This window comes from Bacillus mycoides, from assembly GCF_001757995.1.
Taxonomy (GTDB): Bacteria; Bacillota; Bacilli; order Bacillales; family Bacillaceae_G; genus Bacillus_A; species Bacillus_A mycoides_B.
On sequence record NZ_LXLV01000070.1, the window covers coordinates 134,240 to 147,294 of the forward strand.

At 36.1% G+C, this 13,055-nt stretch carries 11 protein-coding genes and 1 other annotated feature; of the genes, 4 read left to right on the forward strand and 7 right to left on the reverse strand.

Features of this window, described 5'->3' with window-relative positions; genetic code table 11:
- Window positions 1-110: 110 nt before the first annotated feature.
- Entirely contained in the window at window positions 111-1,292 is a 1,182-nt protein-coding gene (locus tag BWGOE10_RS25185) for a NupC/NupG family nucleoside CNT transporter (protein WP_070145406.1), read from the reverse strand.
- Window positions 1,293-1,595: 303 nt separating this feature from the next.
- Window positions 1,596-3,026 carry an alanine/glycine:cation symporter family protein gene (locus tag BWGOE10_RS25190; protein ID WP_070145407.1) on the reverse strand — a complete coding sequence of 477 codons (1,431 nt, stop codon included), beginning with the start codon at window positions 3,024-3,026 and terminating at the stop codon, window positions 1,596-1,598.
- 301 nt (window positions 3,027-3,327) lie between these two features.
- Between BWGOE10_RS25190 and BWGOE10_RS25195 the strand changes: the two genes are divergently transcribed.
- On the forward strand, window positions 3,328-3,966 hold the full coding sequence (locus BWGOE10_RS25195; RefSeq protein WP_070145408.1) for an NAD(P)-dependent oxidoreductase: 639 nt from the start codon (window positions 3,328-3,330) through the stop codon (window positions 3,964-3,966).
- Window positions 3,967-4,007: 41 nt separating this feature from the next.
- Here the strand turns inward: BWGOE10_RS25195 and BWGOE10_RS25200 are convergent, their stop codons facing one another.
- From BWGOE10_RS25200 to BWGOE10_RS25210, 3 genes are all read right to left on the reverse strand, one after another.
- Window positions 4,008-4,946: a thioester domain-containing protein gene (locus tag BWGOE10_RS25200; RefSeq protein ID WP_070145409.1), complete on the reverse strand. Its 939-nt coding sequence runs from the start codon at window positions 4,944-4,946 to the stop codon at window positions 4,008-4,010.
- 123 nt (window positions 4,947-5,069) lie between these two features.
- Window positions 5,070-5,909, reverse strand: a complete 840-nt coding sequence (locus BWGOE10_RS25205) for an aldo/keto reductase (protein ID WP_070145410.1) — start codon at window positions 5,907-5,909, stop codon at window positions 5,070-5,072.
- Window positions 5,910-5,925: 16 nt separating this feature from the next.
- On the reverse strand, window positions 5,926-7,089 hold the full coding sequence (locus BWGOE10_RS25210) for an MFS transporter (protein WP_171903147.1): 1,164 nt from the start codon (window positions 7,087-7,089) through the stop codon (window positions 5,926-5,928).
- 394 nt (window positions 7,090-7,483) lie between these two features.
- Between BWGOE10_RS25210 and BWGOE10_RS25215 the strand changes: the two genes are divergently transcribed.
- The 3 genes from BWGOE10_RS25215 to BWGOE10_RS25225 all read left to right on the forward strand — a co-directional run bounded on the left by BWGOE10_RS25215 (window position 7,484) and on the right by BWGOE10_RS25225 (window position 9,925).
- A complete protein-coding gene (locus BWGOE10_RS25215; protein ID WP_070145412.1) occupies window positions 7,484-7,831 on the forward strand; it encodes a winged helix-turn-helix transcriptional regulator in 348 nt (115 codons plus the stop codon).
- Window positions 7,832-8,261: 430 nt separating this feature from the next.
- On the forward strand, window positions 8,262-8,702 hold the full coding sequence (locus BWGOE10_RS25220) for a DUF1641 domain-containing protein (protein WP_070145413.1): 441 nt from the start codon (window positions 8,262-8,264) through the stop codon (window positions 8,700-8,702).
- Window positions 8,703-8,746: 44 nt separating this feature from the next.
- Window positions 8,747-9,925, forward strand: coding sequence for an NAD(P)/FAD-dependent oxidoreductase (locus BWGOE10_RS25225; RefSeq protein WP_070145414.1), 1,179 nt, complete (start codon window positions 8,747-8,749; stop codon window positions 9,923-9,925).
- A 196-nt stretch (window positions 9,926-10,121) separates the two neighbouring features.
- Here BWGOE10_RS25225 and tyrS read toward each other — a convergent pair whose 3' ends face one another.
- Window positions 10,122-11,381, reverse strand: coding sequence for a tyrosine--tRNA ligase (gene tyrS, locus BWGOE10_RS25230; protein WP_070145415.1), 1,260 nt, complete (start codon window positions 11,379-11,381; stop codon window positions 10,122-10,124).
- A gap of 57 nt (window positions 11,382-11,438) precedes the next feature.
- Window positions 11,439-11,655, reverse strand: a binding site (T-box leader).
- A 107-nt stretch (window positions 11,656-11,762) separates the two neighbouring features.
- On the reverse strand, window positions 11,763-12,680 hold the full coding sequence (murB, locus tag BWGOE10_RS25235; RefSeq protein ID WP_070145416.1) for a UDP-N-acetylmuramate dehydrogenase: 918 nt from the start codon (window positions 12,678-12,680) through the stop codon (window positions 11,763-11,765).
- Window positions 12,681-13,055: the final 375 nt, after the last annotated feature.

Here is a 13,055-nt window from a genome sequence, read left to right on the forward strand (position 1 = left end):
AATATAAATTTTAAAATATTTTTATATGTTAATATATTCCTAATCTATTGGTTTTTTTATGTAAATTTACCATAAAAAACAGCCCTAGCTACGAGCTAGGACCACCCTTTTTATAACATAACACCAACGATAATCGCTGATAAAAGACTTACTAATGTCGCACCGTATACAAGTCGTAATCCGAATGATGAAACAACGTTTGATTGGTTTTCATCGATCCCTTTCGTTGCACCTGCGATAATTCCGATAGATGAGAAGTTCGCAAATGATACAAGGAATACAGAAAGAATACCGACTGTACGAGCTGATAAATCACCAGCTACTTTTCCTAGATCAAGCATCGCAACAAATTCGTTCGATACTAATTTCGTTGCCATAATTTGTCCCGCCGTTACCATTTCTGATTGCGGGATGCCCATTACGAATGCCAATGGAGAGAAAATATATCCTAAAATAGCTTGGAATGTAATACCGAACACTGAATCAAACAAGCTATTGATTGCTGTAATTAACGCTACGAAACCAAGTAACATTGCTGCTACCGTAATCGCAATCGTGAAACCAAGCATAATATATTCGCTCAGCATTTCAAAGAATGATTGCTTTTTCTTGTTTTCTAACTGCAATGTGTCTTCTTCTTCCGTAATATCGTACGGATTAATAATATGAATGATAATGAAACCACTAAATAAATTTAATACAAGTGCTGTTACTACATATTTCGGCTCAATCATTTTCATATAAGAACCAACGATTGACATCGATACTGTCGACATTGAAGATGCACATAGTGTATATAAACGATGTTTCGGGATTTTACTTAATTGATCTTTTACTGTAATGAATACTTCTGCTTGTCCAACAATCGCAGCTGCTACCGCATTATACGATTCTAATTTTCCTAAACCATTTACCTTACTTAACAAAGTACCAATAGCACGAATAAATATCGGTAAAATTTTAAAATGCTGTAGAATTCCGATTAATACTGCGAAGAATACGATTGGTAATAATGCCGTTAAGAAGAATGAAACCTCCCCTTTATTAACAAGGCCTCCAAATACGAAAACGATTCCAGCTTCCGCATATCCAAGAAGTGCTCCAAATCCATCTGAAATTCCTTTTACTAAAATATAACCAACTTGCGTATTTAATAAGAAATAAGATAATACTAGCTGAATAATAAGCATGACCATAATTGGTTTATACTTAATCTTCTTTCGATCGGCACTTATAAGAAAACCGAGTACGAACACGACGAGTAATCCTACCAGAAACATAACAAACTGCATTAATAAAATCCTCCATTTAACTCTTTATTAACGTTGAACGTCTGACCACTCAAAATAAGAAATAATCCGAACTTTCCACTTCTCCTCAAAAATCATCAATTGGATAGGAAAAATCATAAAACCTCTTGTCTGAAAGGCATTTTCCATTCTAACACAAATTACAAATCATATCCGCACTTTTCTAAAAAAATACATTTTATTATAAAACTCTCATTAATGTTCGTCTTTTACCCCTCTCCCCTAGTTTATTACTACACAAAAAAAACGAGCATCAAATTTCTCTGATGCTCGTTCCATCTTTTATTATACAGCTTTTTCTTTATCCGCTACCGCTGGCTTATCCCAGCACTCTGTATTCGTTAAACCAGGAATAGAATCTGCACTGAAGACTGGATCTTTTCCTTGTTTCTTTTGTTTCACATAGTCTGCTAATGCCGCATACGCAAATCGTCCAAGAAGTGTGATCGCAATTAAGTTTGTGATTACCATTAGACCCATAAATAAATCTGCCATATTCCATACAACCTGAAGCGTCGCAACAGAACCGAATAATACCATTCCCACTACCGCAATACGGTAAATCGTTAACCAAGTTTTACTTTGTTTAATAAATTCAATATTCGTTTCACCATAATAATAGTTTCCTAGTAATGAACTGAAAGCAAATAAGAAAATGATAATCGCTAAGAAGCTACTTGCCCACGAACCGATTTGTGAACTTAACGCCACTTGCGTTAATTCAATACCTTCTAAATTTGTTGCCTTATATGCACCAGAACATAGTACGATAAATGCTGTTGATGTACATACTAAGAATGTATCTACTAAAACCCCAATTGTTTGAATGAAACCTTGTTTCGCTGGATGCGTTACATCAGCTGTTGCGGCCGCGTTTGGCGCACTACCCATACCTGCTTCATTCGCAAATAATCCGCGCTGAATACCAAACTTCATTGCAGCACCAATACCGCCACCTACAGCTGAATCTAAACCGAATGCACCTTTAAAGATTTCTGTAAACATGTCCGGTATTAAATAATAATTTTTAATAACAACGAAAATAGCTACTGCAATATAAATAATTGCCATCGGCGGCACAATCATTTCTGACATACGCGCAATACTTTTCACACCACCAAAAATAATAACCGCAACTAATACCGCAAGTACAATCCCTACAACATAACGCTCAATACCAAAAGCATTTTTAAATGCTAATGTCACTGTATTCGCTTGTACTGAGTTGAAAATTAAACCGTAACTAATTGTAATAAGGATAGAGAACCAAATTCCCATCCAACGTTTATTTAAACCTTTTTCCATATAATAAGCAGGACCACCACGGAAGCCACTGCCATCTTTTATTTTATAAATTTGCGCAAGCGTACTTTCTACGAAACTTGAAGACGCCCCAATAATCGCAATAACCCACATCCAAAATACAGCTCCTGGTCCTCCCATAGAAATAGCTAGCGCTACACCAGCTAAGTTCCCGATTCCAATACGAGCTGCTGAACTCATACAAAATGCTTGGAATGACGATACACTTCCCTTTTTACGTGTCTTTCCAGTTAAGCCATCACCCATTAGTCGAACCATTTCCCCTAAATGAGTAAGTTGTACGAATTTCAATTTAATAGAAAAATAAAGCCCTAAGCCGATTAACATTGCAATAAGAATATATGACCAAAGAATCGTATTCATTGATGAAACGAACTGTTCTAAAATATTCATACAATTAGTCCCCTCCCTTTTTTCTTCATAAATTGAATTATATTTAAAAAATATTCAAAAATCAACATTTTTCGACAGGATATTGCTTCCATATGTTAGATTTTATAACATGATCATGTTATTTGTTATGTTTTATGACTTTATATTTATAAAATGCACATACTAAAACAATAAATAATCCATTGACAAAAAAGCCAATCTGTAACTATAATGATTACATCGGGTTGTAACAAACCTAATTACATCAAATTCATTCATTTTCACATATACACTTTAACAAAACAATTTGGAGGGATTTATTATGAAAATTGGAATTATCGGAGCAAGCGGAAAAGCTGGAAGTCGTATTTTAAAAGAAGCATTAGATCGTGGACATGAAGTAACTGCAATCGTAAGAAGTGCTGCAAAAATTACAGAAGAAAATGTTAAAGTTTTAGAAAAAGACGTATTTTCTCTTACATCTAACGATCTTCAAGCATTCGATGTAGTCGTAAACGCATTCGGTGCACCAGCAGGTCAAGAACATCTTCACGTAGATGCAGGAAATGTACTGATTGAAGCTATGAAAGGTGCACCTAATACAAAATTACTTGTAGTTGGTGGCGCTGGTAGCTTATTTGTAGACGAAGAAAAAACGACTCGTGTATTTGATACACCAGGTTTCCCAAATGAATACCTTGCAACAGCTCAAAACCAAGGTAAAAACTTAGAAATCTTACAACAAACAAATGATATTACTTGGACATTCATCAGCCCTTCTGCACTATTTGCACTAGGAAAACGTACTGGTTCTTACAAAGCTGGTAAAGACAACCTTCTCGTTAACTCAAAAGGCGATAGCTACGTAAGTTACGAAGACTTCGCAGTAGCAGCACTTGATGAAATCGAAAATCCAAAACATGTAAACGAACGCTTCACAGTTGTTTCTGAAGCTGAGTAATAAAAAAGCTCGTAAACATAGTGTTTACGAGCTTTTTTTCATCATCTGTTATATTGATTCGGTTTATGTGGTTCATTTGGTGTATAGGGTTTATTTGGTTTATTATCATGACCATTTGCTTTTTTCCAACTTACCGCTAACTCTGGACTTGTTTTTTCTTCACTACGCTCAAGTAACACAACCGCATTTTGAATAGTCGGTGTACCTTTATGAGCAATCCCTTGTAATTTCGTTAAATTCCCTGATACTTTAAAGCTAAATCCACCCGATGGTGTTTGTTTCGGAATTAAAATGCGGAATTTCTCTCCCACATTAAATTCAGTTTTCGCTTCACCTTTTTCATTTACGAACTTCGCGCCTTCTGGTGCGCCTGTTGCTTGCACTTTATACGTTCCACTTTTAGCGTTTGTTTGCACTGTATATAAACCAGTTTCAAAAAACTCATCTTTCAATACTGCTTCTTGTTCTTCTGATGGTACTACACTCATCGTAATTTCTTGTAGTTCCTCACTAGCACTTGCTTTTGCAACAATATCTTTCGTTACTTTTTCTACATTTTTATTACGGAAATCTAAATCGTTAATATCAATTTGTTTTAACGCATTCCACACCGCAAGCTGTGTTGCGTAATGTGCATCTCTCCAATCTGAAACACCTAATTCTTGTGGACTCTTCTGTGGATATCCGTTTAATAGTACACGGTATACGTTAATATCTACTTTACCCATTTCAGGTAAATCTTGGCCGCTCGGAGATTTCAAATCTACATTTAAGCAAAAAGCAATTTTTCCATCTGCTGTTTTAATAAGCTCTGTTCGAATTGGTTTTTTCTTTGACTTACTATAACTCCAATCCATTTGATACTTCGTGTGATCCATAACTTCTGCGGATGCTTTTTGAAGTGGGAATAATAAGTTCGCAAATACAAATAAAACACTCAAAAAAGCGGCCATTAGCTTGAACGATCGTTTTATATTCATGTCTACAACCCCTTATAAAATAACAAATTTAATACTGTTTATTATTTAGTTAGAACATTTTTTTATGCATAGACAAAATAAAAAAGAGTGCAAACTTTTTTGCACTCTTTGAACTTACCTCTATTAGAAATCAAAGTTATCAGGATCTGGACCAACGCGGTGGTTCTGATTTAAAGCATCAATCTTTTCCATGTCTTCTTTTGTTAATTCGAAGTCGAATATATTAGCATTCGCAATAATACGCTGTTCTTTCGTTGATTTCGGAATCGTTACAACTTCATTTTGAAGATCCCAACGTAAAATGATTTGCGCTGTTGTTTTACCGTACTTATCAGCTACTTCTTGTAAAGTTTCGTTATCTAATAATTGCCCTTGCATAAGTGGTGACCATGCTTCCATTTGGATATTTTGTTCTTTACAGAAAGCTTGTAGTTCTTTCTGCGTTAAACGCGGGTGATACTCTACTTGGTTAATCATCGGCTTAATTTCCGCACCTTCCAGTACGTCCTTCAAATGATGGATTTGGAAGTTACTTACGCCAATTGCACGCACGCGTTCTTCTTTATAAAGTGTTTCTAACGCTCTCCACGAATCTTTATATTTCCCTTCAACAGGCCAATGCACAAGATATAAATCTAAATAATCTAGTTCTAATTTTTTTAAGCTCTCTTCATATGCAGCAAGTGTCGTTTCATACCCTTGATCTGCGTTCCACACTTTTGAAGTAATAAATAAATCTTCTCGAGAAATTCCTGCTTCTTTTATACCGGCGCGAATGCCTTCTCCAACTGCTTTTTCATTTCCATAAATCGCAGCTGTATCAATGCTACGGTATCCTTCTTTAATGGCTACTTTCACAGCCCCTACAAGTTCCGGTCCATCTTCTACTTTAAATACACCTAAGCCGAACCAAGGCATTTCTAAACCGTTATGCAATACTGTTTTACTTTGTAAATTTTTCATTATATTTTTCTCTCCTTTATTTTGCTTGATCTCTTTTTTCTAATGTCATATTCCACGCTGTTAAAATAACAGCACCTACTACCATAATGCCGCCTACCCAAGCTGTATGAATTAACCCTAACGAGTTCGTTACAATACCGCCTAAATAAGCACCGAGGGCAATTCCTGCGTTAAACGCTGCAATGTTCATTGCTGATGCAACATCGACAGCGCTCGGTACGAAGCGTTCAGCCAAAATAACGACATATACTTGTAGTCCTGGAACATTCATAAATGCGAATAATCCCATGAAAATAATTGTGATTAACCCAGCAACTTTAAACGGTGCTGTAAATGTTAAAACAAATAATACAATCGCTTGAATAAAGAACATGTAAAATAACGCTCGAATCGGATTATGATTTGATAATTTTCCGCCGACCATATTCCCAATCGCAATTGCAATCCCGTACACTAATAAAATGATTGTAACGGTACTCGATTTAAATCCTGTTACTTCTTGTAATAGCGGAGATAAATACGTAAATGTTACGAATGTTCCCCCGTATCCTAATGCAGTAATGACGAAAACAAGTAATAGTCTTCCGTTCGTGATAAGTTTGAATTGATCACGAAATGATACAGACGTACCTTTTTTTAAGTTAGATGGAATTAACATACTGTTTGCGACTAAGGCAACGATTCCAATTACCACAATCACCATAAACGATGCTCTCCAGCCAAATTGTTGACCAATAAATGTTCCAATTGGTACACCTGTAATCGTCGCAACGGTTAAACCAGTAAACATAAATGCTATCGCACTAGCTCGTTTATTCTCTGGTACAAGTGCAGCCGCAATTGTGGATCCGATCGACATAAAAACGCCATGTGCAAATGCGGAGACAACCCTCGCGATAAGTAACACAGTAAAACTCGTTGCTACCGCTGCGATTCCATTACCGATAATAAAGACAATCATAATCCACATTAATAATGTTTTTCGCGACATACTAGCAGTTAGCGAAGTTAAAACAGGAGCACCGAATGCTACTCCTAACGCGTATAAAGAAACGGTTAAGCCCGCTGTTGTAACAGAAACATGTAAATCCTCCGAAATAGATGGTAATAAACCGACGCTAATAAACTCGGTTGTACCAATTCCAAACGCACTAATTGCTAGTGCTAATAAAGCAAACATACTTCTTCGGTTCGTCTGAACAGCCGAAGATGATATTGTATATGAATTCAATTGAACCCCTCCTTAATACGAGAATTCCAATCATAATAGTGTGATAAAAAGGCCTTTTTATCTTCTACAAAAATAACTTTACTGCTGATAAATGCTATTATGAATGGCTTCACTCTTTTTTTGAAGAACGCACTTTAAAGTACGATAGGTACCCAAAAGTAACATAGACACTTTTTAGTACCGTACTACTCATTTCCCTCTTACGTATGCTATTATGGAACATATTCAACACGATAAAAAGTACGTACTTTAAAGTGCTATAGGCACTAAAAAGTAACATTTAACTTATTTAGCTTCTTTTGTTGAAGAACTGAAATTCACATTCATCAAAGGAGATTTTTATATGAAGAAATATAATATTCCTGTCGAGGCGACTTTAGAGGTTATCGGCGGCAAATGGAAAGTCGTTATTCTTTGCCACTTAACGAAAGGTACAAAGAGAACGAGTGAACTAAAACGGTTAATGCCTGGTATTACACAAAAGATGCTAACACAGCAATTACGTGAGTTAGAAGTAGACGGGGTTATTCAAAGAAAGGTATACAATCAAGTACCGCCAAAAGTAGAATATTCTCTTACTGACTACGGATGGTCTTTAGAATCAATTCTCGATTCTCTTTGTACTTGGGGCGAATGCCATCTTGAAAAAAGCGGTAACACATCGATGCTACTTACAGAAGATGAACAATAAAAAAAGGAAAAAATGAACATAAATTTGTCCGTTTTTTCCCTTTTTCATTTATATATATGTACATTTTTAAGATAGATAAAATATTTTATGCGCTTTCATTCCTTGTCATTACTAGGTTACAGGCTCAATATCAAATAATTAGGAATCATTTTTATGTTAACATACGTGTATATAGTATATAATATAGGATATATATTATATACACTTTCCGATAAGGGAACTTTCCATTATGCGGACAAGCCATGTATCGGACAGTTCATAAATAATAGGTAGGACATTATGGTTTTGGATTTATGATTTCAGCTTACTTGCTATCATAAATTTAAAGGCATTTTATTGTGCTTTGTGAAACTTTGTATAAAGTTTCGCAAGCGTTTACTATCTTACCTATCAAAAATAAGAGTATTGCTATCGTAAAGGAGAATTGGAGATGCCAGAAACTATGACTCAAACAAAGCCAGAACAAGAAACTGTACAAATTTCTGCTAGCCAAGGACAACTTGATGTACTTGATCAGTTGTTAAAACCTGAGGTACAAGAATCATTAACAACACTAGTGGAACAGCTTCCAAAATTAACTGAGCTTGTTAACATTTTAACTAAGTCTTATGACTTCGCTCAAACTGTTGCTACTGATGAAGTATTAAAAAACGACACTGTTAGTGCAATCCAAGAACTTGTAGAACCTGTAAAAGATACAGTGAAAAGCATGGCTGCAACTGCTATCGAAGCGAAAGATCGTGCTGACGAAAGCAACGAAGTTATCGGCCTGTTCGGTCTATTAAAATTACTAAAAGACCCACAAGCACAAAAAATGTTCCGCTTTGTGAACGCATACCTTCAAATTAGTGCAGAACGTAATAATAAATAATTTAATTTATAACAACAATTAGTAAAGACGGGGGATATCATACTATGTCAAAACAAATTGTCATCTTAGGTGCTGGTTATGGCGGTCTTCTTGCCGCTTTAAACGTACGTAAATACTACAGCAAATCAGAAGCACAAGTTACAGTGATCAACCAATACCCAACACACCAAATCATCACTGAACTACACCGCCTTGCAGCTGGTAATGTTGCTGAGCAAGCAGTTGCAATGCCACTTACAAAGCTTTTCAAAGACAAAGACATCGATCTTAAAATTGCAACAGTTGAGTCATTCTCAGTTGATAGCAAAGAAATCAAACTAGCTGGTGGCACTACGCTATCTTACGATGCACTTGTAGTTGCTTTAGGAAGTAAAACTGCTTACTTCGGTATTCCAGGACTAGAAGAAAACAGCATGGTATTAAAATCTGCTGCTGATGCAAACAAAATCTACAAACACGTTGAAGACCGTATTCGTGAATACGCTAAAACGAAAAACGAAGCTGATGCTACAATCGTAATCGGTGGTGGCGGATTAACTGGCGTTGAGCTAGTTGGTGAGCTTGCTGACATTATGCCTAAACTTGCAAAAAGTCACGGCGTAAATCCAAAAGAAGTTAAACTTCTTCTTGTTGAAGCAGGTCCAAAAATCCTTCCAGTATTACCAGATCACTTAATCGAACGTGCAACTACTAGCTTAGAAGCACGCGGTGTTACATTCTTAACAGGTCTTCCTGTAACAAACGTTGCTGGCAATGAAATCGACTTAAAAGACGGTCAAAAAATCGTTGCTAACACATTCGTTTGGACAGGCGGCGTACAAGGTAACCCATTAATTGGTGAATCAGGTCTTGAAGTAAACCGTGGACGTGCAACTGTTGATGCACACCTACAATCTACTTCTCACAAAGACGTATTCGTTGCTGGAGACAGCGCTGTTGTCTTCTCTCCAGACGGTCGTCCATACCCACCAACTGCACAAATCGCTTGGCAAATGGGTGAGTTAATTGGATACAACTTATACGCAGCACTAGAAGGCAAAGCATTCGAAGAGTTCGCACCTATCAACTCTGGAACACTTGCTAGTCTAGGACGTAAAGATGCTGTTGCTACAATCGGAGCAAGCAATACTCCACTTAAAGGTCTACCAGCATCATTAATGAAAGAAGCAAGTAACGTTCGTTACTTATCACACATTAAAGGTCTATTCAGCTTAGCTTACTAATCTGAATATAAGCCCGAATCATGCCCTGCATGGTTCGGGCTATTTTTATCCGTAATTTTCTCTACTTACTTATATTCGGCAAAGGAATCATATAACCCTCTTTAATTATCTAAATATACTGACTTTTTTGTGTCAAAATTGTGTATATGAAAAGAGCGGAAGCATCTTCCCTACTTCCACCCTTTCACAAAAACTATTATCCCAATTTCACTAAACTGTAGTTCTTCTTCCCTTTACGAATAATAATAAATCTTCCATCAAATGAATTTTCTACAGTAACATCAATAGCTACATCCGTTACTTTTTCACCGTTCATAGAAATGGCTCCGTTATTAATATCCTCACGTGCTTGTCTTCTAGATGGTTCAATTCCTAAATCAACTAGCCACTCTACGATGTTTTTCGTCCCTTTGGAAGACTGGAATGTCGGCATCTCTTTAAAGCCTTGTTCAATTTCATCAGCTGTTAACGATTTAATATCTCCGCTAAATAATGCTGCTGTAATTTTCATAGCTTGCAAAAATGCCTCTTCTCCATGAACGAATTTCGTCATTTCTTCCGCTAATACTTTTTGCGCTTCACGTTTATGAGGCTCTGTTTCTACCTTCACTACCAATTCATCAATGCGCTCTTTCGTTAAGAACGTAAAGTATTTCAAGTATTTAATTACATCACGGTCATCTGTATTCACCCAGAACTGGTAAAATTCAAACGGTGTTGTCTTTTCAGGATCAAGCCAAACCGCACCACCTGCTGATTTACCAAATTTCGTACCATCTGATTTTAATAATAACGGAATCGTTAATCCAAATACTTTCGCTTCATGACCTTCTAACTTACGAATTAAATCTAAACCGCTCGTAATATTTCCCCATTGGTCACTACCACCAATTTGTAATTGAACATCTTCTTTCGTGTATAAATGATGGAAATCCATCGCTTGCAAGATTTGGTACGTAAATTCTGTGAAAGAAATTCCTGTATCTAAACGACTTGCTACAATATCTTTCGCTAACATGCTATTTATACTAAAATTTTTGCCGTAATCACGTAAAAATTCAATAATGTTTATTTCATGCGTCCAGTCGTAGTTATTTACCATCTTTACTTCGCTATTCCCACCGAAATCAAATAGCTTTTTCATTTGTGCTGTTAACGCATCTACATTATGCTGGACTACTTCTAACGTTTGCAATTGACGCTCTGATTGACGTCCACTTGGATCACCAATTGTTCCTGTTGCCCCGCCGATTAAAATAACCGGATGATGACCAGCTAACTGGAATCTCTTCATCATCATAAACGGAATCAAATGTCCGATATGCATACTATCACCAGTCGGATCAACTCCGCAGTATAGTGAAATCTTTTTCTCTTCTACTAACTTACGTAAACCTTCTTCATCCGTCTGTTGATTTACAGCACCGCGCCATTCTAATTCATCAATAATATTCATCTTTTGTCATCCCCTTTATTTAAAAAAAAACAAAAAAGCCCCTATGTCTACGATAGACATAGGGACGATTATTCACCGTGTTACCACCCAGTTTGCATAAATAGCATAGCTATTCACACCACTCTTAGCAATAATATCGATTGCTACTCCGCTTAGCATTACCTAAGATACTCCAGAGTGTAATTCACAAGTTTGTTTGTGCTAGGTTCCAGCAACCCCTAGCTCTCTTTGATAACAGTGACAAACTGCTACTAGGCTCTTTCAACGTATATTTTATTTGTTAAATTATTAGCCATTATATTGAATCGAAAACGAATTGTCAACAATATCCAAATGTTATTTCGAAATAATTCATACTTTTATACGTTTTTTATTCAACGGTTACTGTAGATCTTCTCCAATAATCCTTACTTCTCTCTCTAATTTCACACCGAATTTTTCTTCAACAGTTTTTTGTACGAAATGAATTAAATCAATATAATCTTGTGCAGTTCCGTTATCAACATTCACCATAAATCCAGCATGTTTTAAAGAAACTTCCACTCCGCCAATTCGCTTACCTTGCAGTCCTGATTCTTGAATAAGCTTACCCGCAAAATTATTTGGTGGACGCTTAAATACACTACCACATGAAGGGTATTCTAGAGGCTGTTTTGACTCACGTTTATACGTTAAATCATCCATTTTTTCTTTAATTTCTTCACGTACACCTTCTTCAAGTTCAAACCTCGCTTCAAGAATAATGTAATGATTGTTCGCAAATACACTCTTACGATATCCAAATTCAAATGCTTCTTTCGTTAAAGTACGTAGCTCTCCATCACCTGTCATTACGACAGCTTCTGTTAATACAAACGATACTTCACCACCGTATGCACCAGCATTCATATATAATGCTCCGCCAACTGAACCTGGAATACCACAAGCAAATTCAAGACCTGTTAAATTGTGATCTAATGCAATACGAGATACATCAATAATTGCTGCACCACACCCCGCTACAATCGTTGTTCCTGTTACAGTAACACCTGTAATATGAATTAAACTTACTGTAATCCCGCGAATCCCACCATCTTTAATAATGACATTCGATCCATTTCCTAAAAACGTAACTGGAATATTATATTGATTTGCATACTTGATAACTTCTTGAATTTCATCATAATTCGTAGGCGCAACGAACACATCTGCTTTTCCGCCCACTTTAATATGCGTATGATTCTTTAACATTTCATCTTGTTTAACATGACCTTCAGGCAATACCGTACTTAAATATTTATAAACCTCTTGCATATTCATTTTACGATTCCTCTATTTCTATATTCTTTTTATCCCGTTATACGGGCCCATAATATCCCCACATACATGAAATGAACCTAAAGTGGTGGATACAGTGTACCCAAAATCAATTCGAGACACCTATAAACCTCTTAAATTATAAGAGGTGCCACTCATATTAAAATATATATTGCATAATAAAGCAACCCAAATGGACCACTAAACTTGACATGTAATCAGAAAGACAACAATTTGTAAAATATATAACTTTTACAAAACACTATCCCTCAGTATCTTACTATACCATATGAAAGAAAAATGGTATTTTTTTGTAATCTTTACTTTACTTACATCAATAAAAAAAGAGCACATCCCACAGAATGTGCTCTTTCTATA

Bases quoted from the DNA above. Each gene is read 5' to 3' on its own strand.
- BWGOE10_RS25210 (WP_171903147.1), bottom strand. From the start codon at position 7,089: ATGTTTGCTTTATTAGCACTAGCAATTAGTGCGTTTGGAATTGGTACA.
- BWGOE10_RS25200 (WP_070145409.1), bottom strand. From the start codon at position 4,946: ATGAATATAAAACGATCGTTCAAGCTAATGGCCGCTTTTTTGAGTGTT.
- BWGOE10_RS25195 (WP_070145408.1), top strand. From the start codon at position 3,328: ATGAAAATTGGAATTATCGGAGCAAGCGGAAAAGCTGGAAGTCGTATT.
- tyrS (WP_070145415.1), bottom strand. From the start codon at position 11,381: ATGAATATTATTGATGAATTAGAATGGCGCGGTGCTGTAAATCAACAG.
- BWGOE10_RS25185 (WP_070145406.1), bottom strand. From the start codon at position 1,292: ATGCAGTTTGTTATGTTTCTGGTAGGATTACTCGTCGTGTTCGTACTC.
- BWGOE10_RS25205 (WP_070145410.1), bottom strand. From the start codon at position 5,909: ATGAAAAATTTACAAAGTAAAACAGTATTGCATAACGGTTTAGAAATG.
- BWGOE10_RS25190 (WP_070145407.1), bottom strand. From the start codon at position 3,026: ATGAATATTTTAGAACAGTTCGTTTCATCAATGAATACGATTCTTTGG.
- murB (WP_070145416.1), bottom strand. From the start codon at position 12,680: ATGAATATGCAAGAGGTTTATAAATATTTAAGTACGGTATTGCCTGAA.
- BWGOE10_RS25220 (WP_070145413.1), top strand. From the start codon at position 8,262: ATGCCAGAAACTATGACTCAAACAAAGCCAGAACAAGAAACTGTACAA.
- BWGOE10_RS25225 (WP_070145414.1), top strand. From the start codon at position 8,747: ATGTCAAAACAAATTGTCATCTTAGGTGCTGGTTATGGCGGTCTTCTT.
- BWGOE10_RS25215 (WP_070145412.1), top strand. From the start codon at position 7,484: ATGAAGAAATATAATATTCCTGTCGAGGCGACTTTAGAGGTTATCGGC.